The sequence below is a fragment of the Streptomyces sp. NPDC058701 genome, assembly GCF_042715295.1.
Lineage (GTDB): Bacteria > Actinomycetota > Actinomycetes > Streptomycetales > Streptomycetaceae > Streptomyces.
The window spans coordinates 1-21940 of record NZ_JBHXSY010000019.1 but is presented as its reverse complement, the minus strand read 5'-3'; the positions used below and the strand labels follow the sequence as shown (position 1 = coordinate 21940).

The 21940-nt window shown below is 70.4% G+C and carries 20 protein-coding genes and 1 pseudogene; 5 read left to right on the top strand and 16 right to left on the bottom strand.

Going from position 1 to position 21940, the window contains the following annotated elements:
• Positions 1–18 precede the first annotated feature (18 nt).
• Together ACFWW8_RS21200 and ACFWW8_RS21195 are read right to left on the bottom strand one after the other, a co-directional pair.
• Complete coding sequence (locus tag ACFWW8_RS21200) at positions 19–2148, bottom strand: DUF2075 domain-containing protein (RefSeq protein ID WP_386530576.1); 2130 nt, start codon at positions 2146–2148, stop codon at positions 19–21.
• A gap of 249 nt (positions 2149–2397) precedes the next feature.
• Positions 2398–3457, bottom strand: a pseudogene (locus ACFWW8_RS21195) (ATP-dependent helicase); the annotation flags it as partial.
• A 446-nt stretch (positions 3458–3903) separates the two neighbouring features.
• Here ACFWW8_RS21195 and ACFWW8_RS21190 point away from each other — a divergent pair.
• Positions 3904–4209, top strand: a complete 306-nt coding sequence (locus ACFWW8_RS21190; RefSeq protein WP_386530485.1) for a hypothetical protein — start codon at positions 3904–3906, stop codon at positions 4207–4209.
• A 262-nt stretch (positions 4210–4471) separates the two neighbouring features.
• Here ACFWW8_RS21190 and ACFWW8_RS21185 read toward each other — a convergent pair whose 3' ends face one another.
• Together ACFWW8_RS21185 and ACFWW8_RS21180 are read right to left on the bottom strand one after the other, a co-directional pair.
• A complete protein-coding gene (locus tag ACFWW8_RS21185) occupies positions 4472–5803 on the bottom strand; it encodes a class I SAM-dependent RNA methyltransferase (protein ID WP_386530484.1) in 1332 nt (443 codons plus the stop codon).
• Between the two features lie 149 nt (positions 5804–5952).
• On the bottom strand, positions 5953–8007 hold the full coding sequence (locus ACFWW8_RS21180) for an APC family permease (protein WP_386530483.1): 2055 nt from the start codon (positions 8005–8007) through the stop codon (positions 5953–5955).
• Between the two features lie 207 nt (positions 8008–8214).
• Between ACFWW8_RS21180 and ACFWW8_RS21175 the strand changes: the two genes are divergently transcribed.
• Both ACFWW8_RS21175 and ACFWW8_RS21170 read left to right on the top strand, forming a co-directional pair.
• Positions 8215–8883, top strand: a complete 669-nt coding sequence (locus ACFWW8_RS21175; RefSeq protein WP_386530482.1) for a potassium channel family protein — start codon at positions 8215–8217, stop codon at positions 8881–8883.
• A complete protein-coding gene (locus ACFWW8_RS21170) occupies positions 8880–9545 on the top strand; it encodes a potassium channel family protein (RefSeq protein WP_386530481.1) in 666 nt (221 codons plus the stop codon). The genes ACFWW8_RS21175 and ACFWW8_RS21170 overlap by 4 nt, the downstream gene beginning before the upstream one ends.
• An 83-nt stretch (positions 9546–9628) precedes the next feature.
• On the opposite strand, the gene ACFWW8_RS21165 is transcribed toward ACFWW8_RS21170, so the two are convergent.
• From ACFWW8_RS21165 to ACFWW8_RS21135, 7 genes are all read right to left on the bottom strand, one after another.
• Complete coding sequence (locus tag ACFWW8_RS21165) at positions 9629–10378, bottom strand: DUF3159 domain-containing protein (RefSeq protein WP_386530480.1); 750 nt, start codon at positions 10376–10378, stop codon at positions 9629–9631.
• Positions 10379–10381: 3 nt separating this feature from the next.
• Positions 10382–10801, bottom strand: coding sequence for an OB-fold nucleic acid binding domain-containing protein (locus ACFWW8_RS21160; RefSeq protein WP_386530479.1), 420 nt, complete (start codon positions 10799–10801; stop codon positions 10382–10384).
• 24 nt (positions 10802–10825) lie between these two features.
• Entirely contained in the window at positions 10826–11512 is a 687-nt protein-coding gene (locus ACFWW8_RS21155) for a response regulator (protein ID WP_386530478.1), read from the bottom strand.
• On the bottom strand, positions 11509–14202 hold the full coding sequence (locus ACFWW8_RS21150; RefSeq protein ID WP_386530477.1) for a DUF4118 domain-containing protein: 2694 nt from the start codon (positions 14200–14202) through the stop codon (positions 11509–11511). Before ACFWW8_RS21150 ends, ACFWW8_RS21155 begins: the two co-directional genes overlap by 4 nt.
• A gap of 227 nt (positions 14203–14429) precedes the next feature.
• Entirely contained in the window at positions 14430–15221 is a 792-nt protein-coding gene (locus ACFWW8_RS21145; RefSeq protein WP_386530476.1) for a DUF3710 domain-containing protein, read from the bottom strand.
• A gap of 1 nt (position 15222) precedes the next feature.
• A complete protein-coding gene (gene dut, locus ACFWW8_RS21140; RefSeq protein ID WP_386530475.1) occupies positions 15223–15768 on the bottom strand; it encodes a dUTP diphosphatase in 546 nt (181 codons plus the stop codon).
• On the bottom strand, positions 15768–16352 hold the full coding sequence (locus ACFWW8_RS21135; protein WP_386530474.1) for a PaaI family thioesterase: 585 nt from the start codon (positions 16350–16352) through the stop codon (positions 15768–15770). Before ACFWW8_RS21135 ends, dut begins: the two co-directional genes overlap by 1 nt.
• Before the next feature lie 58 nt (positions 16353–16410).
• Between ACFWW8_RS21135 and ACFWW8_RS21130 the strand changes: the two genes are divergently transcribed.
• Positions 16411–16866 carry a DUF3093 domain-containing protein gene (locus ACFWW8_RS21130; protein ID WP_386530473.1) on the top strand — a complete coding sequence of 152 codons (456 nt, stop codon included), beginning with the start codon at positions 16411–16413 and terminating at the stop codon, positions 16864–16866.
• A 32-nt stretch (positions 16867–16898) separates the two neighbouring features.
• Here the strand turns inward: ACFWW8_RS21130 and ACFWW8_RS21125 are convergent, their stop codons facing one another.
• From ACFWW8_RS21125 to ACFWW8_RS21110, 4 genes are all read right to left on the bottom strand, one after another.
• Complete coding sequence (locus ACFWW8_RS21125) at positions 16899–17825, bottom strand: hypothetical protein (protein ID WP_386530472.1); 927 nt, start codon at positions 17823–17825, stop codon at positions 16899–16901.
• A gap of 12 nt (positions 17826–17837) precedes the next feature.
• Entirely contained in the window at positions 17838–18134 is a 297-nt protein-coding gene (locus ACFWW8_RS21120; protein WP_267723728.1) for a DUF4193 domain-containing protein, read from the bottom strand.
• Positions 18135–18516: 382 nt separating this feature from the next.
• Positions 18517–19764, bottom strand: coding sequence for a sensor histidine kinase (locus tag ACFWW8_RS21115; protein ID WP_386530471.1), 1248 nt, complete (start codon positions 19762–19764; stop codon positions 18517–18519).
• Positions 19765–19769: 5 nt separating this feature from the next.
• Entirely contained in the window at positions 19770–20423 is a 654-nt protein-coding gene (locus tag ACFWW8_RS21110; protein WP_030036265.1) for a response regulator transcription factor, read from the bottom strand.
• Positions 20424–20677: 254 nt separating this feature from the next.
• Between ACFWW8_RS21110 and ACFWW8_RS21105 the strand changes: the two genes are divergently transcribed.
• Positions 20678–20884, top strand: coding sequence for a hypothetical protein (locus tag ACFWW8_RS21105; RefSeq protein ID WP_386530470.1), 207 nt, complete (start codon positions 20678–20680; stop codon positions 20882–20884).
• A gap of 133 nt (positions 20885–21017) precedes the next feature.
• Here ACFWW8_RS21105 and ACFWW8_RS21100 read toward each other — a convergent pair whose 3' ends face one another.
• Positions 21018–21821 carry an inositol monophosphatase family protein gene (locus tag ACFWW8_RS21100; protein WP_386530469.1) on the bottom strand — a complete coding sequence of 268 codons (804 nt, stop codon included), beginning with the start codon at positions 21819–21821 and terminating at the stop codon, positions 21018–21020.
• Positions 21822–21940 lie beyond the last annotated feature (119 nt).

The following is a 21940-nucleotide window of genomic DNA, read 5'->3' as shown; positions in this document are numbered from 1 at the left end:
TTCTGACGACAGCTGTCGTCAGAACAGCGTCATGTCAGGGGCCTGCTGCCCCGCGGCCTTTTGACCTCTCCCCTTGTTCTTGCCTCGTCCTCGACCCCGGCCGGGCCGGGGCAGATGCGGCTTGCGTGCCTCGACCGGCAGATTCTTCCAGGTGGGACGCAAGCCGTGGATTTCGACCTTCCCGACGAGTCCCTTGAGATAGTCGCGGGTTTCCTTGTCCGTGGAGTAGAGCACCGTGGCACGACTGGCCCGGGTCATCAGCACGTGGTAGGCGTGCCGGACAAGGCGCGCGAAACCGTCGTCGTCGACGCTGCCGGCCTTCACCTTCGGGTCGAACGAACCCGGCTCTGCGACCCGCCTGATGCCCGGCTCCTCCGTCTTGAGTTCTTTGCCCCGTCGGAACACCCACCGGTTTCCTCGGCGCACCATGTCCTCGCCCATGATCACACCGCACCAGTCCCATTCGAGGCCCTGTGCGGTGTACACACAGCCGATCTGACCGAGGCCGTTCTCGTGCACGGACCAGATCTTCGACGGCGGTGCCTCGTCCTCACAGAAACTTTCACTGTCCGCGTTCCACGGCCGATGCCACTCACCGATGCGGACGTCGGCCTCCAGCCGTCGTTCCTTGCCGAGCGGCTTCGTCCACGGCCAGCAGTAGCCGGCGACCATGCGCGCGGACGCGCCGGCAAGTGCCTCCGTGCGAATGATCTGTTCGAGCTCCTCCGGAGTGTCCGCCACCTCGATGTGCATCAGTCCGTCGGGACGCCAATTCCCGGGCTCGTCGCTCGTGACTCCGAGCAGCGCCTTCACCCAACGGACGTAGGCGTCACTGCCGCCGCATCGGAACTGCTCCCTCAACTTGTACGAAATGACGAGCGCCTCGTGCCGTTCGGCCGCGTCCTGAATCAGATCGACGGTTCCGACCTCGTTCGGCCTCACGGACTGCCCCTCGTCCAGGAAGAACACCGTCAGGCGGGACGCCGCGAGGAGTTCGTCGACCTGTGGACCCGTGCCCTGGTCCTCGGGTTTCCAGAATCGGCTGGTCGACCGGTCTCTGAGACGGTGCGCCTCGTCGCAGATCAGCACGTCCAAGAGCGGGTCGGGTGGGGCGACGAAGCTACTGAAGTAGGTGAATGACTCCTTGAACTGGCGGTCCCCGTAGCCGACATGTTCTTGAAGGGCACCGTTGAAGGCTCGGCTGCCACTTGCATATTTGACCGTCCGGCCTTGGGCCTCCAGCTCTGCCTTGATCTGCAGACCGATCGCGCTCTTCCCCGTGCCCGCCCCACCCGTCACGAGAAAGACCACGCGCCGCCCGTCCGGCACCAGGGCGGGATGCCGAGGATCTGGCAGAACTCTGGAAGCAGTCTCCATAACTTGGTCCGCGACCTTCTTCTGCCGGCCGCGCAGAGTGAAGACGGTGTCGGCTCCGCGGGACCAGATCATGGCATCGAGCAACGGGGTGTTGCACAGGCCCATGCCCTGCAGCATCATCTCGGCCATGGAGGCCGCGCCTTCCTCCGCGAAGTTCGTTCGGAAGTCGGACAGCAACTGTTCGCGTCGGTCCCGCGTGTACACGCGGGCGTAGGACCCTGTCGGCGCGTCCACGTCGATCAGGGTACGGACGGATTCGTCGGTGGCGTTGTGCAGGTAGGCGAAACCACCGCACTCGAAGTCGGCGCCTTGGAACGGACCACGAGGACCTGTGAACGCCTCGTAGTTCGAACCCAATTGCAGCGCCGGATGCTTCTTCTCTCCCTTGATGCCCGGCACATGGAGAAGGCCCGCCGCCGCCCGTTCCACCCGGCTCACCGTCGACCAACGTTTCAGTTCGACCAACTGCACGGAAGGAACGTGGCGCTCTGGATGACGCCCCACCAAAACGACGTCGATGAGGCGGGGATCACCAGGGCAGACCGCCTCGTCGAGGGTGGCCGCACACTCGACGATCATCTCCACGTTCCCGCGCCCCGCCCCGACCAGGTCGTTCGCGAGGCTCACCAGACTCTCCGCCCACGCGGAACGCTCCGACTCCGAGGCATCGGCGCCGCGGAAGTACCGCCATCGCGCGGCAAGATGGGGAACCATCCGGTCCCGCGAGTCGAGAGTGAGCAGATCCTGCGCCGACAGTCTCAGAAGGAGCATGGACACGAGGTGGTTCCCCCAGGGCACGAGTGACTCGTGCGGGTGGGGGCATGTCCTGTTCAGGAAGCCCGTCGGGCCGCAATTCGGTTGTGGTGATCTTAGGTAAGACCTGGCCTTGCCGAGAAACGTCACCACGGCTGTCGGCCGGAACTACGGCGATCGTGGCTGGATCAAGGTGTCCGAGTCACGCAGCACCACCTGCGCCCCGTAGCCCTTCGGTCCCCCTCGGGCACTGAATGCACGTGCGCCTCAGGGCCCGGCAATCGAGACGAATCGCACGGGTTCGGCCACGACGGTGACCGCAGGGCCCAGGTCGGCCAGCCGGGCGGAGAGCGTCGCTTCCGCCAGCCTCGACGGCAGCGCCGCCGCGAACTTCAGGCCTCGTACGGCTCGCTCATCGACCGCTGGAAGGCAGAGCCGGTCCGCCGCTCCTGTGGTGAGACTCTCCAGGACGCCGGCGTCACGTCCTCACGCAGCCGGATCCAGTGATCATTGATGCGCTGGCCCGGTACCGCCACCTGATCGAGGGTGGCCGCCAGTGTGGCGTTGGCCCGGTGCCCCGCCCACGTCCACCAGCGCATGCGACCATCGGCATCCCGGATGACGAGCGTGCCTCTCGGATGTACTCGTTCCAGGAAATGCCCACGCGCTTCACTCAGAGACCGGACCGCCCGCTGGGTGAGTTTGACGGGCGGATCTGCGCCCAGCAGCACTTCGAGCACCGCCCGCGACACTTCGAACGATGCTCCGGCGCCGAATCCAGCGCTGCTCCACTTCGCTTTCCCTCCCCCGTCCACAGGTTCCGCGAAGCAGCGTTTTCGCCTCCAGTCGATGTACGTGACAAGCCAGCTCCGTCCGCCGAGCAACAGGCGGCGCGGCCCATTCACCCGCGCGGTGAGCAGGCTGGGATCGGTTCGACCGATCTCCGAGCGGCCGTGCAGCACAGTGAATTACGGAGGCGCAGTGAAAACTGCCGTGAGGTGCATGAAATGGCGGTGCCCAAAACACCGTTCGGCCTCGGGACCGATGAACAGGAGCCCCCGTCCATGTCCAGATATCCCTCGTCGACCAGGTGTCGCGCGATCGGTTCTGCAGCGCTACCGAAGGGTCCGAGACCGTTCCACCACTCCTGCCACAGGTTCTCGCCAACCCTGTGCTCCTGCAGACAGAGAGCAATCAATTGCTGCGCGACGATGTGTCGCGGCTCGGGAGGGGCGATCACGGGCTCGACCCATCCCCGCGACCACTGAAGCAGCAGCCCGGCCGCATCGAGTAGCCCGGATTCGTCCAGGGCCAGGAAGAGACAGTTTGTTCAAGCCCTTATTTTGGCAACGCAGAAGCAGGGGCACGTCAGCAAGATCGGGCCGACTCACGGTGCGCCACCCCAGCATCGGCGGCGAAGTGCCGCTCCGCACTTCACGATCACCGCTCAAGGACAGACGTGCGACTTCCTGGTCCTTCAGGAGCAGGACCGCGCAGATCACATAGCCACTGAGAGGGAACTAGCAGAAGCCAAGAAGCATTCATGGGGCACGCTCCCGCGGTTCGACTACTCCCCTGCCGATCGGCTACAGATCGTCCTCAGCGGCGGCCAGCCACATCGGGCCAGCGAGTGGGTTGACACAGCTGTGCGCCCCTTGAAGAGCAACTCGCCGAATCGTGCAGTAAGTCGGGCTCCGAGATGAAGCCGCGGAACGCAAGCGGCTGGCTGATCTGGAAGCAGCACGACAAAAGCGGCTGCAATGGGAAGCTGCGATGCGCCAAGCGCAGATCCACTACGCAGAGGCATTCCGCGTTCAGTACCTCGAAGCGCAAGAAAAGGCATGGCGGCACGGAGCGGGCCTGACCGAATACGTCAACGCTCTCCGCCGCCACGCAGCGACACTGCCCGCCGGACCGGAGAGTGATGGCGCCGAGGCCTGGATCGCTTGGGCCGACGGCCATGTACGACGCCTGAACCCACTCAGCGGGACGCTGGGCATGCCGGACTTCCCTGAACCTCGCGCCGATGATCTGAAGCCGTTCCTTCACGGCTTGAGCCCCTACGGCCCCGGCTGCTGAAAGTAGCCATCTGCGCCCATTCCTCGGCATCCAGCGGTGCTCGCAGACAGTTGCCGCTGCCATGGGCGGTGGCCACCCATGGCAGCGAACAGTCAAGGCTTCGTAATGCCAAGTCCCGGGATACAGACCTGCCGCCTGGCGTGACCTGCACGATCAGGGAGCTGGCGATCCGTCAGAACATGCGTCACGAGCGTCGAATTTGCGTCAAGACATCGCCCGTAACGCCCACAGTGCACATAATGCACACTGACAAACTTGCAGGTCAGGCTCCCTTGGCTACCGGCTCCAGGATGGCCACGCACTCCACGTGGTGCGTCATCGGGAAGAGGTCGAAGGCGCGCAGGGTGCGGACCTTGTAGCCCGCCTCCTTGAAGTAGCCCAGGTCGCGCGCCAGCGCCGCCGGGTCGCAGGCCACGTAGGCGATGCGGCGCGGGGTGAGGCCGGCCACCTGGCGGACCGTCTGCTTGCCGGCGCCCGCGCGGGGCGGGTCCAGGACGACCAGGTCGCACTCCGTGATCCCCGTCTTCGGGAGGATCTGCTCGACCTTGCCCTGCTCGATGCGGACCCGGGGGAAGTCCTCCAGGTTGTGCCGGGCGTCCTCCACCGCGCGCTTCGTCGACTCGATGCCGAGGACGGCGCCCGTCTCGCCGAGGCGCTCCGCCAGGGCTCCCGCGAAGATGCCGACGCCGCAGAACAGGTCGAGGGCCATCTCGCCCTTGCGCGGCATCAGGCCCTGCATGACGGCCTTGATCAGGGTGTCGGCGGCCTGGGGGTGGACCTGCCAGAAGCCGCCCATGCCCACGCGGTACGTACGGCCGTCCGCGCGCTCGCGCACGAAGGGGCGGCCGTGGACCCGGTGGACCCCGCCGTCCTTCTCCTCGACGCGCAGGACCGAGACCGGCTTGTCCAGCTCCACGAGCGGGAGGCGGCCGCCGGGCCGGGGGGTGAGGACCACCTGGCGGTCGCTCGAACCCGAGGCGGCGATGGCCTCGACCGTGGCCATCTGCGGCCAGTCCTGCTTCTCGATGCCCAGCTCGCTGACGCCGGGAGCGGCGATCATGCAGTGGTCGATGAGCTCGATGTCGTGCGAACGGTGCTTGCGCAGGCCCGCGTTGCCGTCCTCGTCGATCGCGAAGTGCACCCGGGTGCGCCACTGCGGGACCTCGCCCGCCGGCAGCTTGTCGCCCTCGGCCGGCATGACCGTGCCGTCCCAGCCGGCCTGCTCCGGGGTGAGTCCGGCGAGGCGCAGCAGCTGCTCGGCGACGACCTCGCCCTTGAGCCGCCGCTGGGCGCCGGGCTTGGCGTGCTGCCAGTCGCAGCCGCCGCACTTGCCGGGGCCGGCGTACGGGCAGGGGGCGGGGGTGCGGTCCTTGGAGGGGTCCAGGACGGTGATCGCGTCGGCGCGCAGGAAGCGCGAGTCGGCGTCGCCCTCGGTGACCTTGGCGACGACCCTCTCGCCGGGCAGGGTGTGGCGGACGAACAGGACCCGGCCCTCGGCGGTCCGGGCGATGCAGTGGCCGCCGTGCGCGACGGGACCGACCTCGACCTCGTACTCCTCCCCGACCAGTGACTGCTTCTCGTTCTGCTCGGTCATGGTGGGGAGACTCCAAAAATGAAAGGGAACGGCCGGACGACCGACCCACCAGTTTACGTGGATCCCGCCCGGCCGTTCGCCAACCCGTCCCGAACCTGGCCCCGCCCCAGACCCCGGGCCCAGACCCGGACCGTCCCGGCCGCCCCCGCCTACTTCGGCGGCGCCTTCGCCTTCGGCGGCCGCGGGGTGTCGACGGGTCCCCGTCGCACCGCGCCCGGGGCGTTCCAGTCCTGGCGCTTCTTGGCCCGCCGCTTGGCCAGCTCGGAGGACTCCAGCTGGTAGGGCACCGAGGTGACCATCACGCCGGGGGTGAAGAGCAGCCGCCCCTTGAGGCGCAGCGCGCTCTGGTTGTGCAGCAGGTGCTCGTACCAGCGGCCGACGACGTACTCGGGGATGTAGACGCTGACGGCGTCGCGCGGGTTCTCGCTGCGCAGGCCCTTCACGTACTCGACGACCGGCCGGGTGATCTCCCGGTACGGGGAGTCGAGGATCTTGAGGGGGACGTTGATCCCGCGCCGGTCCCACTCGGTGCGCAGCGCCTTGGTCTCGACCGGGTCGACGCTGATGCTGAGCGCCTCCAGGGTGTCCGAGCGGGTCAGCTTGGCGAAGGCCAGGGCGCGCAGCGTGGGCTTGTGGACCTTGGAGACCAGGACGATGGAGTGGACCCGCGAGGGCCGCACGCTGTCGTCGCTCGGTCCGTCGGCGGCGGCGATCTCCGCGGAGACGCGGTCGTAGTGCTTCCGGATCGCACTCATGGTGCCGTAGAAGATGACCATGCCGAGCAGGGCGACCCAGGCGCCGTGGGTGAACTTGGTCGCGAGGACGACGACCAGGACCATGCCGGTGAAGAAGGCGCCGAAGGTGTTGATGGCGCGGGAGCGGTGCATCCGGCGGCGGGCGGCCGGGTCGCGCTCCGACTTCAGGTGGCGGTTCCAGTGCCGGACCATGCCGATCTGGCTCAGGGTGAAGGAGACGAAGACGCCCACGATGTAGAGCTGGATCAGCTTGGTCGAGTCCGCGTCGTAGACCCACACGAGCAGGATCGCGGCGCCGGCGAGGAGCACGATGCCGTTGGAGAAGGCCAGCCGGTCGCCGCGGGTGTGCAGCTGGCGCGGCAGGTAGCGGTCCTGGGCGAGGATCGAGCCGAGCAGCGGGAACCCGTTGTACGCGGTGTTGGCGGCCAGGAAGAGGACCAGCGCGGTGGCGGCGGCGAGCAGGAGGAAGAGGAAGCTGCCGTTGCCGAACACGGCCTCGGCCACCTGGGAGATCACCGGGTGCTGGACGTAGTCGGGGCCGACCGGGACGCCGTTGTCGATCAGGTCGCTGGCGGGGTTCTCCGCCATCTTCACGTCGGTGGCCATGGCCAGGCCGATAATCCCGCAGAACATGGTGACGGCCAGGCCGCCCATGAGAGCGAGGGTCGTGGCCGCGTTCTTGCTCTTGGGCTTGCGGAAGGCGGGGACGCCGTTGCTGATGGCCTCGACGCCGGTCAGCGCGGCGCAGCCGGAGGAGAAGGCCCGCAACAGCAGGAAGACCAGCGCGAAGCCCGCCAGTCCCTCGTGTTCGGGTTTGATCTCCAGATCCGCAGTGGGTGCCCGCATCGTCTCGTCGAGGACGATGCCCTGGAAAGCGCCCCAGGCGATCATGATGAAAACCGCGCCGACGAAGATGTACGTCGGGATGGCGAAGAGTTTTCCGGACTCCTTGACGCCGCGCAGATTCATCAGCGTGAGGAGCACGATCATGATCGTCGCCGAGAGCACCTTGTGCTCGATGACGAAATCGACCGCTGAGCCGAGGTTCTCGACACCGGCGGAGATCGAGACCGCGACCGTCAGGACGTAGTCCACGAGCAGTGCGCTCGCCACGGTGAGGCCGGCCTTGGGCCCGAGGTTGGTGTTCGCCACCTCGTAGTCGCCGCCGCCGCTCGGGTAGGCGTGGACGTTCTGCCGGTAGGAGGCCACGACGGTGAACATGAGGACGACCACCGCGAGGGCGATCCAGGGACTGAAGTGGTACGCCGACACGCCCGCGATCGACAGGACCAGCAGCACCTCGCCCGGGGCGTACGCCACAGAGGAGAGCGGGTCGGAGGCGAAGACGGGAAGGGCGACCCGCTTGGGCAGGAGGGTTTCTCCGAGCCGGTCGCTGCGGAGCGCCCGGCCGATCAGGATCCGTTTGGGCACGTCGGTCAGTTTGGACACGGAGAGGATCGTAAGCGTTCGAAATCGGCCTGACGAACCCCCCACCCCCCACGTCGCGATCCCACCGCAATTCCTCCCCGACTGCGCCGCAAGAAGCCCCGCTCGTGACCGCCCGTGTGTAGCTTGGGCCATGGTCTGAGACCCTGTTATGCCAGAGCATGCAATGAGGCTGGAAACCAGCGAGCGCTGACAGCCGGAAGGACGGCCGTGCACATCGTCATCATGGGCTGCGGAAGAGTGGGCTCCGCCCTCGCGCAGACCCTGGAACAGCAGGGGCATACGGTCGCGGTCGTCGACCAGGACCCCACCTCATTCCGTCGGCTGGGAGCCGGATTCGGCGGCCGCCGCGTCACCGGTGTCGGCTTCGACCAGGACACTCTGCGGGAGGCCGGGATCGAGGACGCGGGCGCTTTCGCGGCCGTCTCCAGCGGTGACAATTCCAACATCATCGCGGCCCGCGTGGCCCGGGAGATGTTCGGCGTCGAGAACGTCGCCGCCCGCATCTACGACCCCAAGCGCGCCGAGGTCTACCAGCGCCTCGGCATCCCCACCGTCGCGACCGTGCGGTGGACCGCCGACCAGATGCTGCGCCGGCTGCTGCCGTCGGGCGCCGAGCCGCTGTGGCGCGACCCGAGCGGCGGCGTACAGCTCGCGGAGGTGCACACCTCCACGGCCTGGATCGGGCACAAGGTGAGCAAGCTGCAGGAGGAGACGGGCGTCCGCGTCGCGTTCCTCACCCGCTTGGGCGAGGCCGTGCTGCCGACGTCCGCGACGGTGCTCCAGGAAGGCGACCTCGTCCACGTGATGATGCGCACGGACGAGATCGACAAGGTCGAGGCGGCCTTCGCCGAGGGGCCTGAGGAGGCACACGCATGAGGGTCGCGATCGCCGGGGCGGGCGCGGTGGGCCGGTCCATCGCGGCCGAACTGCTGGAGAACGGCCACGAGGTGCTCCTCGTCGACAAGGCCCCGACCGCCATCTCGGTGGAGCGGGTCCCGCAGGCCGAGTGGCTGCTGGCCGACGCCTGTGAGATCACCTCGCTGGACGAGGCGGCGCTCCAGCGCTGCAACGTGGTCATCGCGGCGACCGGCGACGACAAGGTCAACCTCGTCGTCTCACTGCTCGCCAAGACCGAGTACGGGGTCCCCCGCGTGGTGGCCCGCGTCAACAACCCGAAGAACGAATGGCTCTTCAACGAGTCCTGGGGCGTGGACGTCGCCGTCTCCACACCGCGCCTGATGTCGGCGCTCGTCGAGGAGGCCGTCAGTGTCGGCGACCTCGTACGGCTGCTGCGCTTCAGCCACGGCGACGCCAACCTCGTCGAGCTGACCCTGCCGTCCGACTCCTCGGTCGCGGGCACCCAGATCAGCGAGATCAGCTGGCCCGAGGACACCTCGCTGGTCACGATCATCCGGGGCAACCGGGTCCTCACCCCGCACGGTGAGGAGACCCTGGAGCCCGGTGACGAGCTGCTGTTCGTGGCCGCCCAGGCCCGTGAGGAGCAGCTGGAGATCCTCCTCCAGGCCCGCCGCCCGTAGCTCCGCACGCCCGCGGGGGTACGACGTACGAAGGGGGCGGGACGACCGACCGGTCGTCCCGCCCCCTTCGCGTGTCCCGCGTGTCAGAGGCCGGGTTCCTTGGCCGCCGCCTTCGCCGCCTTGGCGGCCTTCTCGGCGCGCTCCTCGGCCTCCCACTCCTCGATCACGTTGATCGGCGGGGGCGCCTTGGCCAGGAAGACCCAGGTGAAGTACACCGCGAGCACCATCGGCGGCAGCTTCAGCGCGATCAGGACCCAGCCCAGCTGCGTCGCGTCGCCCCACCAGTACAGCGGGAAGAGGATCGCGTACTTGGCGAGGAAGATCAGGCCCCACGCCAGGCTGGCCTTGGTGTACGCCTTCTTGCGGCCGGGGTTGCGGGTGCGCCAGGACAGGTTCTCCTTGAAGACCGGCCCCAGCATCACGCCCAGCAGCGGGAAGCCGACCAGCGCCGAGATCGTGAAGGCCGCGCCCAGGCCGACGCCGTAGATCATGCCCGGCAGGTAGAAGCCCTTCGCGCTGCCCGTGAACAGGGCGAAGGCCACGCCGACGCCCACGCCGAAGACGCCGCTGAAGGCGTGCTTCACGGTGTCCTTGCGCAGCAGCCGCACGATCACCAGCAGGACCGCGACGGCGCCCGCCGCGATGGCGGACAGCTTCACGTCCTTGTTGATCGTGTAGATCATGACGAAGAGCAGCCCGGGGAGCATCGTCTCCACGGTGCCCCGGATGCCTCCGAAGGCGTCGAAGAGCGCCGCCTGCGTCACCGCCTTCTGGTCCTCGGAAGGGGCGGAGGAGGCGGGGTCTGGGGTGGTCGGTCTGTCGAAAGACGTCACCGGTTAGTGCTCCTGTCCGAGCGGTCGGAGTTCGTACTTCGGGTTGAAGAGCACCCGACGGCCATGGGACATGGCAATGCGTCCGGAGGCGATCATGCGGCGGCCCGGCTCGATTCCCACGATCGAGCGACGGCCGAGCCAGACCACGTCGAGCGCGGCGGAGCCGTCGAAGAGCTCCGCCTCCAGCGCGGGGACGCCCGCCCGGGGTCGCAGGGTGACCGTACGCAGCGTTCCGGTCACCTTGACTATCTGGCGGTCGGAACAGTCGCAGATCCGCAGGCACCCCGCGGCCTCTGCGTCCTCCTGCAGCTCCGCCGAATGCAGCTCCTCCTGCGAGGTGGACAGCCGCTCTATCATCCGGCGGAACCGGCCCGCGGGCCGGACCGGCTTCGCGGACTTCTCGGGACGCGGTTCAGCACTCATACAGGAAGCGTACCGGCGTCCCGGCTACCTCTCGAAGCGGTACCCCATGCCGGGTTCGGTGATGAAGTGGCGCGGGTGCGACGGGTCCGCCTCCAGTTTCCGGCGCAGCTGCGCCATGTACACGCGCAGGTAGTTCGTCTCGGTGCCGTACGAGGGTCCCCAGACCTCCCGGAGCAGCTGCTTCTGGCTGACGAGCTTGCCACCGTTGCGGACCAGCACCTCCAGCAGGTGCCACTCGGTGGGCGTGAGCCGGACGTCGCGTCCTTCCCGTACGGCCTTCTTGGCCGCCAGGTCCACCGTGAAGCCCGCGGTCTCCACGACCACCTCGTCCCCGCCGGCCCCGGCGGCGGGCTCGGCCCGGCGTACGGCGGCCCGCAGCCGGGCCAGCAGCTCGTCCATGCCGAAGGGCTTGGTGACGTAGTCGTCGGCACCCGCGTCCAGGGCCTCGACCTTCTCGTCGGAGCTGTGCCGGGCGGACAGGACCAGGATCGGCACCCGGGTCCAGCCGCGCAGGCCCCTGATCACCTCGACCCCGTCCATGTCGGGCAGGCCCAGGTCCAGGACGACCACGTCGGGGTGGCGGGCGGCCGCGAGCTCCAGGGCGCCCGCGCCGTCGACGGCCGCGTCGACCTCGTACTGGCGCGCCTTCAGGTTGATCACGAGGGCGCGCACGATCTGCGGCTCGTCTTCCACCACGAGCACCCGGGTCATCGGGGTCCTGCTTTCTGTCGTGTCCGGTCACGGTCGTCGCGACCGCGCTCCTGTTCGGGACGGGCGCCGGGATGGGCGCCGATGCCGGGGGCGTGCTCCCGGTGGTCGCCGGGGGCGTCCTCCTCCTCGTGGCCGGGCCGCACGCTCCGGCCCTCGCCGTCGACCGTGACGCGCGTCGGCCCGCCGCCCCGGTCCGCGGCGCGCAGGGTGAGCACCATCGTGAGTCCGCCTCCCGGGGTGTCCTCGGCGGCCAGGGTGCCGTCCATGGCCTCGGCGAAGCCGCGGGCGACCGCCAGCCCGAGGCCCACGCCCGCTCCGCGGGGGGCGTCGCCGTGCCGTTGGAACGGGGCGAAGATCCGGTCCTTGGCCTCGTCGGGAACGCCGGGGCCCCGGTCGACGACCCGTACCTCCACCCGGTCGCCGAGGAAGCTGGCCGCCACCAGCACCGGCTGGTCCGCCGGGCTGTACTTGACGGCGTTCTCGACGACGTTGGCCACGGTCCGCTCCAGCAGCCCCGGGTCCACCGCCACCATGGGCAGCGATTCGGGCACGTCCAGCAGCACGCTGTCCTCCGGTACGCCGCCCAGCGCCATCGGGACCACCTCGTCGAGGTCGATCTCGCGGATCAGCGGGGCGACGGTGCCGGTCTGGAGCCGGGACATGTCCAGCAGGTTGCCCACCAGGTGGTCGAGCCGGTCGGCGCCGGCCTCGATGCCCTCCAGCAGCTCGGCCCGGTCCTCCTCGGACCATTCCACGTCGTCGGAGCGCAGCGACGTCACCGAGGCCTTGATGGAGGCCAGCGGCGTGCGCAGGTCGTGGCTGACGGCGGCCAGCAGCGCGGTCCGGATCCGGTTGCCCTCGGCCATCCGGCGGGCCTCCTCGGCCTCGCCGACCAGCCGCTGCCGGTCCAGCACCACGGCGGCCTGGGCGGCGAAGGCGCCGAGCACCCGGCGGTCCTCGGCGGGCAGCACGCGTCCGGACAGGGCCAGCGCCATGTGGTCGCCGATCGGCATGTCGACGTCGGCGTCCTCGGGGCGGGCGGCCGGGTTCGGGCCGACGCTCCCGGCCCGGTTCCACGGCTCGACGTCGCCTGCCCGCTCCAGCAGGGCGACGGACTCCATGGCGAAGGTCTCGCGCACCCGCTCCAACAGCGCGTCCAGCCGGGTCTCGCCGCGCAGCACGCTGCCCGCGAGGAAGGAGAGGATCTCCGACTCGGCGCGCAGCCGCGCCGCCTGGTGGGTGCGCCGGGCGGCCAGGTCCACCACCGAGGCGACGGAGACGGCGACGCCGAAGAAGACGGCGATGGCCACGATGTTCTTGGGGTCGGAGATGGTGAACCGGTGCAGCGGCGGCGCGAAGAAGTAGTTCAGCAGCAGCGAGCCGAAGGCGGCCGAGGCCAGCGCTGGCCAGAGTCCGCCGAGCAGGGCGGCGGCGACCGTCAGCGCCAGGAAGAGCAGCATGTCGTTGGCCAGCCCCGGGTCCATGTCCACGTGGGTCAGCAGGACGCAGAGCAGGACGGGGAAGATCACGCCGACGACCCAGCCGGCCACGATCCGCGGCCGTCCGAGCCGGGCCGCCGAGCGGACCACTGGCAGGCCGCGCCCCTTGGCGACCTCCTCGTGCGTGACGATGTGGACGTCGAGGTCGGGACCCGAGTCGCGGGCCACGCTCGCGCCGACGCCGGGTCCGAAGACGTACTGCCAGGAACGGCGGCGGCTCGAGCCGAGCACGATCTGGGTGGCGTTGACCCCGCGGGCGAATTCCAGCAGGGCGTCGGGGATGTTGTCCCCGATCACGTGGTGAAACGTTCCGCCGAGGTCTTCGACCAGGGTCCGCTGGACCGCGAGCTCCTTCGGCGAGGCGGCGGTGAGCCCGTCGCTGCGGGCGATGTAGACGGCGAGGATCTCGCTGCCCGAGCCCTTGGCCGCCACCCGGGAGGCCCGCCGGATCAGCGTGCGGCCCTCGGGGCCGCCGGTGAGGCCGACGACGATCCGCTCCCGCGCCTGCCAGGTCGAGCGGATGTCGTGCTCGCCCCGGTACTGCTGGAGGTACTCGTCGGCCCGGTCGGCCACCCACAGCAGGGCCAGCTCGCGCAGGGCGGTGAGGTTCCCGGGGCGGAAGTAGTTGGACAGGGCCGCGTCGACCTTGTCGGACTTGTATATGTTGCCGTGCGCCATCCGCCGGCGCAGGGCCTGCGGCGACATGTCGACGAGCTCGATCTGGTCGGCCCGCCGGACCACCTCGTCCGGTACGGTCTCCCGCTGCCGGACCCCGGTGATCGACTCGACCACGTCCCCGAGCGACTCCAGGTGCTGGATGTTCACCGTGGTCACCACGTCGATCCCGGCCCGGAGCAGCTCCTCCACGTCCTGCCACCGCTTGGCGTTCCGCGAGCCCGGCACGTTGGTGTGCGCCAGCTCGTCCACGAGCGCCACGGCGGGCGAGCGGGCGAGCAGCGCGTCCACGTCCATCTCGGTGAAGGCGGCGCCACGGTGCCCCAGCTCCCTGCGCTCCACCGCTTCGAGGCCGTGCAGCATGACCTCGGTGCGCGGCCGGCCGTGGTGCTCGACGAAGCCGACGACGACGTCCCCGCCCCGCTCGACCCTGCGGTGGCCCTCGGAGAGCATCGCGTAGGTCTTGCCCACGCCGGGCGCCGCGCCGAGATAGATCCTGAGCTTGCCGCGTCCCATGCGTCCATTCTCTGGGACGTCCGCGCCGTTCACGCACCGACGGGGGGCCGCACGCCCATCCCTGACGCATCCCTGACGCACCCGTCGGGGCCCGGGAACGGCGGTGGGCCCCACCTCCCGGAGGAAGTGGGGCCCAGCGCCGAAGGCCGTCGTGCTCCCTGCGCCCGGCGCCCCGCGCGGGTACCTGCGCGGGGCGCCGGGCCGACGGACCTCGGTGATCTCCGGGGTCAGCGGACCTCGGTGATCTCCGGGCCGCGCTCCAGCTGGCCCATGCCGCCGCCGAAGCGGGAACCCTCCTGCTCCTCCGTCGTCGTCTGCACGCCGTCCGGCACCATCTGGGCGTCGTTCGGCAGCTTCAGGACGATCGGGTCGCGCGGGGCCATCGGACCGTCGCCGCGGACGACGACCGTGTCCCGGAAGATCTGCTCCAGCACGCCCGCCGACTCGGGGCGCACCGCGCCCTGGCCGGAGATGACGCCGCGCAGGAACCAGCGCGGTCCGTCGACGCCGACGAAGCGGACCAGCTGGGCTCCGGTCTGACCGTCGGGCAGCGGTACGGGCACCTGGGCGCGCAGCTCCCAGCCCAGCGGGCCCTCGGCCTCGTCGATGATGCCGCCCTGCTGGGTGATGCCCGTGGCGATCTCGTCGCGGACCTCGCCCCAGATGCCTTCCTTCTTGGGCGCCGCGAAGGCCTGCAGCTGCACGGCGCTGTCGCCCAGCACCACGGTCGCGGCCACGATCGCGTCACCGGCGACCTCGACGCGCAGCTCCATGCCCTCGACACCGGGTACGAGGATGCCGCCCAGGTCGACGCGTCCGTCGGCGGGGTCGCCGAGCACCTCGGTCGCGTCCCAGGGACCGTCGGGGCGCGGGGCGGGCGGCAGGTTCATCCGGCGCGGCGCGGCAGCGACGTCCTGACCCTCGGCCTCGTCCCGCTCATCAGCGCCCGTGGCGTCGACGACCTGCTCGGCCGCGCCGCCGTCCTGGACGGAGTCGTTCTTCTTGCGACGTCCGAACACGTCACTGTCCTTCCCGGTCGGTTACGACCGAAGCGTAGCCATTCCCACCCTGCTGACCAGCCCCGGATCCGGCCACGGCCGCATGACCGCCGGTGGAGCCGAAACCCCCCTCGGCCCGGGCCGAGCCGGGAAGTTCCGCCACCTCGTGGAAGCGCACCTTCTCGACCCGCTGGACAACCAGCTGGGCAATGCGGTCGAAACGCTCGAACCGGACGCTCTCGCGCGGGTCGAGATTGACCACGATCACCTTGATCTCCCCACGGTACCCGGCATCCACCGTCCCCGGGGCATTCACGAGCGCGAGCCCGCAGCGTGCGGCCAGGCCCGACCGCGGGTGCACGAACGCCGCGTACCCGTCGGGCAGGGCGATGGACACCCCGGTGGGCAGGACCGTCCGCTCGCCCGGCGCGAGCTCGGCGGCGGTGGTGGTCACGAGGTCGCAGCCGGCGTCGCCGGGGTGACCGTAGGCGGGGAGCGGCACCTCGGGGTCCACGCGCCGGATCAGCACGTCGACGTCGTGGCGGGGCTCGTAGTCGTTCTGGGACATCAGGGGTTCACCTCGAAGGCGCGTGCGCGCCTGACCTGGTCCGGGTCGGCCATGGCCGCCTGGATCTCCTCGGGCCGTCCGTTGTCGATGAAGTGGTCGACCTTCACCTCGATGAACAGGGCGTCGGCGCGCACGGCGACCTGGCCCCGCGGGCCGCCTATCCGGCCGACGGCGGTGCAGTAGATCTTCCGCCCGGCGACCGCGGTGACCTCGGCCTCCAGGTGCAGCACGGTGCCCACGGGCACGGGCCGCACGAAGTCGGTCTCCAGCCGTCCCGTCACCGCGATGACGCGCAGCAGCCAGTTCAGGGAGCCGAGCGTCTCGTCGAGCGCGGTGGCCAGCACTCCGCCGTGGGCGAGGCCGGGAGCGCCCTGGTGGGCGGCGCGTACGGTGAACTCGGCCGTGATGCGCACGCCCTCGCCCGCGCGGGCCTCCAGGTGGAGCCCGTGCGGCTGGCCCCCGCCACAGCCGAAGCAGTGCTCGTAGTGCGCACCGAGGAGTTCGCCGGGCGCCGGGGCGTCGGGGTGCCGGACCGGTGCGGCGGCGTCGGCCGGGGGCGTCAGCACTGTGTTTCGTCCACTCACAGCCGCAGACCTTACCCGCGCGGCCACCCGCCGGTCGCCTCGTGGCAGGCTTGGCCGCATGCAGCCCTCCCCCGCGCACCACGACGAACGCCTGACCGCCCCCCGCTCCTGGTGGGTCATCGCCGTACTGATCGGCCTGGCGTGCGCGCTGATGCTGCTGCCGCTGGGCTCGCTGGCGCTGCTGGCCGGCCTGGTCGGGGGCACGGCGCTGGCGGGGCTGGCGGTGAGCTCGTACGGCTCCGCGCGCGTGCGCGTGGTCAACGGCTCGCTGGCGGCGGGGGACGCGCGGATCCCGGTGGCGGCACTCGGGGAGCCCGAAATCCTGGACGCCGAGGAGTCGGCGGCCTGGCGCACGCACAAGGCCGACACCCGCGCCTTCATGTTCATGCGCAGCTACGTGCCCACCGCGGTCCGCGTCGAGGTGACCGACCCGGCGGATCCGACCCCGTACGTGTACGTCTCCACCCGGGAGCCGCAGGCGCTGGCCTCGGCGATCCGCGCGGCCAAGGGCTAGCCGCTCCCGCGCGGTTCCGGGGGGGGCGGGCCTCAGTCCTCCGGGGCGGGGGGCTCCAGTGCGGCCCTGATGGCCTCGGGAAGGGGCTGGGCGGGGGACTCCAGGGGCGGGAGCTGCGCCAGGGCGTCCCACGGCACGGCGCGCGCACGCAGGTCCGTACGCACCTTCTCGGCGACTTTCCGGGTGTCGCGGCGGTTCATGACCGCTCCGACGGCCGCGCCGACCATGAACGGGATGAGGTTCGGCAGGTTGCGGACCATCCGCTTGGTGATCTGCTGGCGCAGTTCGCGCTTCATCTGGCCGCCGAGGGCGGCGTTGAGCGTGGTCGGCTTGGTCAGGTCGACCCCGCGCTCCTCGGTCCACGCGGTCAGGTAGGCGAGGCTGCGTTCCTTGAGGTTGCCGGGCGGCCGCTGGCCGTAGACCTCGTGGAGCTCGGCGAGGAGCTTCAGTTCGATCGCCGCGACGCAGGTGACCTCGGCGGTCAGTTCGGCGATCATGGCGGGCGGTACGGGCAGCATCGCGGCCGCCCCGACGCCCGCGCCGACGGTGGAGGTGGCGTTGGCGGCGCCCGAGATCAGCTTGTCCGCGAGCTGTTCGGGGCCGAGGCCCGGGAACTGCGCGCGCAGCGTCGCGAGGTCCCGAACCGGAACGCGCGGTGCGTTCTCGATGATCCGGTCGGCGATGTACAGGGCGGCGCCCCTGACGCCTTCGCCGCCCCTGCGTACACCGTTCCGCACGGATTGCAGCCGACGGGCCCCGGACCGCTGCCGGGTTCCCTCGCCGGTTCCTGTGTCCGACGGCACCGCCGCGGCGGTGTCGGCGGGCACGGCTGTCGCCTCAAGGGCGGAGCCGCCGGGAGCCCCAGGACCCGTTTCCGGGCCCGTGATCGCCTCCTGCGTCTCCGCCGGTTCACCTGATTTCCGGAAGCGTCGCTTCCGGAACGGTGTGGAGCCAGCCACGGCCGTCGCCTCTCAGTCGCAGTCGCGACAGATCGGCTGGCCGTTCTTCTCACGCGCCAGCTGGCTGCGGTGGTGCACCAGGAAGCAGCTCATGCAGGTGAACTCGTCGGCCTGCTTGGGCAGAACCCGGACGGCCAGCTCCTCGTTGGAGAGGTCCGCACCGGGAAGCTCCAGGCTCTCGGCCGAGTCGAACTCGTCCATGTCCGAAGCCGAGGACGACTTGTCGTTACGCCGGGCCTTCAGCTCTTCAATGCTGTCGTTGTCGACGTCGTCGTCGGTCTTGCGTGGGGTGTCGTAGTCCGTTGCCATTGTTCGCTCTCCCCCTCTGGGTGTTAGCGGTGTCTCAGCGCACGTAACGCGCGAGAGGCCGGACTTGTGCCCGACCTGAGGCGGAGATTTTGCCTCACATCAAGGTCTGTTACTGAATCGACACCCAGCCGCCCACGTAGAGGTGCGATTGGCTGGGATGACGACCGGGACCGTACACGGTCCGGGGGCCGTCTTGCACAAACGCCACCCCGTGTATTTCCCGCCATCAGGGGGGCCGGAAACCCGGACTTCCCGGGCTTTCCGGCCGCCCCGGAGTCACTGAACGCACATGGGCGGACACCGGACACTGTGATCGATCACACAGGGCCCGCTGGCTGCACATGCCACGCGTTCAGCCGTCAGCGAACACGGGCTGGGGGTCTCACAAGGGAAGAGTGACACGCATCACGAGGCCACCGCCTTCCCGGGGTACCGCCTGGATCCTGCCGCCGTGTGCGCGCGCCACGGAGCGCGCGATGGAGAGGCCGAGCCCGACCCCCTTGTCGCTGCCCGTTCGCTCCGTACGCAGCCGCCTGAACGGCTCGAACAGGTTGTCCACCTCGTACGCGGGAACAACGGGACCCGTGTTCGATACCAGGAGCACCGCCTGGCCGGGCTGGGCCTCGGTCGTGACCTCGACCCAGCCGCCCTCCGGCACGTTGTACCGGACGGCGTTCTGCACCAGGTTCAGGGCGATCCGCTCCAGCAGCACGCCGTTGCCCTGGACGACGGCCAGTGCGCGCTCGCCGCGGATCTCCACGCCCTTCGCCTCGGCCTCCGCCCGGGCCTGGTCGAGGGCGCGCGAGGCGACCTCCGCCAGGTCCACGGGCTTGCGCTCGACGATCTGGTTCTCGCTCCGGGCCAGCAGCAGCAGGCCCTCGACCAGCTGCTCGCTGCGCTCGTTGGTGGCCAGGAGGGTCTTCCCGAGCTGCTGGAGCTCCACCGGGGCCCCCGGATCGGAGAGGTGCACCTCCAGCAGGGTCCGGTTGATCGCCAGCGGCGTGCGCAGCTCGTGCGAGGCGTTCGCCACGAAGCGCTGCTGCGCGGTGAAGGCCCGCTCCAGCCGGTCGAGCATCTCGTCGAAGGTGTCGGCCAGCTCCTTGAGCTCGTCGTCCGGCCCGTCCAGTTCGATCCGCCGGGTCAGGTCGGAGCCGACCACCCGGCGGGCGGTACGGGTGATCTTGCCCAGGGGCGAGAGCACCCGGCCGGCCATCGCGTAGCCGAAGGCGAAGGCGATGATGCTCAGGCCCAGCAGGGCCATCAGCGACCGGCTCAGCAGGTCGTCCAGCGCGTGCCGGCGCTGTTCCAGGACGCACTGGTTGATGGCGGCGTTGAACTGGCTGTGGGTCTGCTCGATGCCCACCACGCCCGGGCAGGTGTTGCTGGAGACCTTCACCTGCTCGCCGCCGACGATCTGGAACGGCAGCGCGTTGCCCTCCCGCAGGGCCTGCGCCGCCAACAGGTAGATGATCGACAGCAGCAGGATGCCGGCGATCAGGAACATCCCGCCGTAGAGCAGCGTGAGGCGTATGCGGATGGTCGGCCGCAGCCACGGGAAGGGACCCTCGGGCTGGCCGGGGTCCCAGGTCGGTTTCGGCGGCGCGGGCGGTGGCGCCGGACTGGCTGCCACGCGCATCAGATCCGGTATCCGGAACCGGGTACGGTCACGATGACCGGCGGCTCGCCCAGCTTGCGCCGCAGGGTCATGACCGTGACCCGCACGACGTTGGTGAAGGGGTCCGTGTTCTCGTCCCAGGCCTTCTCCAGGAGCTGCTCCGCGGAGACGACGGTCCCCTCGCTGCGCATGAGGACCTCCAGCACCGCGAACTCCTTGGGCGCCAGCTGCACCTCCCTGCCCTCGCGGAACACCTCGCGCCGGTTCGGGTCCAGCTTGATCCCGGCCCGCTCCAGCACGGGCGGCAGGGCGACGGTCGTACGCCGCCCGAGCGCCCGCACGCGGGCGGTCAGCTCGGTGAAGGCGAAGGGCTTGGGGAGGTAGTCGTCCGCCCCGAGCTCCAGCCCCTCCACGCGGTCGCTGACGTCGCCGGACGCCGTCAGCATCAGCACGCGGGTGGGCATGCCGAGCTCGACGATCTTCCGGCAGACGTCGTCGCCGTGCACGAGCGGGAGGTCCCGGTCGAGCACGACCACGTCGTAGTCGTTCACTCCGACGCGCTCAAGGGCTGCGGCGCCGTCGTACACGACGTCCACGGCCATGGCCTCCCGGCGCAGTCCGGTGGCCACCGCATCGGCGAGCAGCTGCTCGTCCTCGACGACGAGTACGCGCACGTCGTTTCCTTCCTCCGAGCCCAGAAGGGCACACGTGTGTTGCGTCGCCCATCCTGCCCGTTTCGGCGGTAAACCGGCTGTAAGGCGTCGCGTGCAGGGGGGCACGGAGGGGCGGGCGGGACGGAAGTGAGGATTCCCCGTCCCCCCGAGGTTTCTGGGCGCTCGGGGCCGGGGAAGACGTGAGGACACCCCAATCCACTCCCTGACGGCGCACTGCCACGTGCCGCCGCCGACCCACGAAGAGGGGGCGAACCATGGACGCATTCACCGCTGGTCTCCTGCAGCGCATCCGAACCACGCAAACCGACCTCCGACAGGCCCGCGAAGCGGGCGACGACTTCCTGGCGGAAGTGGAACAGGCGGAGCTGGAGGACCTCCAGCGACTGGCCGCCGAGCACGGCGTCCCGGTGACCGTCGCCGAGCACGGGGTCCCGGCCACGGCCGCCGTGCCCGCCTGCTGAGCCGCACCCCCGCCGGACATGACGGGACCCCGGCCGCCCGAGGGCGGCCGGGGTCCCGTCATGTCCGGGCCCGGGCACCGCAGCCGGCGGCCCCGGCCGAGACGGCAGCAGGAGCCGACGGTTCGGCCGGCGGTCAGTCGTGCCAGGCCCCGGCCTCGTCCAGGAGGGGCTGGAGCGAGGCGAAGACCGCGGGAGTGGCCGCCAGGGCCAGCTCCCCCGAGGCCGGCTTCCCCGGGCGGCCGCCGGTCACCGCGCCCGCCTCCCGGGCGATCAGGTCCCCGGCCGCCAGGTCCCACGGGTTCAGCCCGCGCTCGTAGTAGCCGTCCAGCCGCCCGGCGGCCACGTCGCACAGGTCCACAGCGGCCGACCCGCCCCGCCGGATGTCCCGCACCAGGGGGATGATCCGCTGCCCGACCTTCGCCTGCTGGGCCCGCCGCGGCTGGAGGTACGCGAAGCCCGTCGCCACCAGCGCCTGGTCCAGCGGGGCCGCCGGCCGGCAGGCGAGCCGCCGGGCGCCGAGCCAGGCCCCGCCGCCGAGCAGCGCGTGGAACGTCTCCCCGCGCAGCGGCACCTCGACGACCCCCGCCACGGTCTCGCCCCGGTACTCGGCCGCGATCGACACGCTCCAGGCGGGCAGGCCGTACAGGTAGTTCACCGTGCCGTCCAGCGGGTCGACGACCCAGCGGACACCGCTCGTCCCCGCGACGTCCGCGCCCTCCTCGCCCAGCAGCCCGTCCTGGGGCCGCCGCTCGGCGAGGATGCCGGTGATCAGCTTCTCCGCCGCGATGTCCATCTCCGTGACCACGTCGATGGGGCTGCTCTTGGTCGCCGCCACCGCCAGATCGGCCGGCCTGCCGTCGCGCAGCAGTTCTCCGGCCCTCCGCGCGGCCTCCAGGCCCACGTCCAGCAGTTCGGCCTTCAGCTCTTCGGAGATCATGCGTCCGCCCTCTCCAGTCCACGGTGCGGGTGTGCGTACGGGCCGTCGGCTCCGCGTACGGGTCCTACGGGTACGGGCTGTCGGCGCCCGCGGCCGCCGGCCGGGGCGCGCGCGCCGGG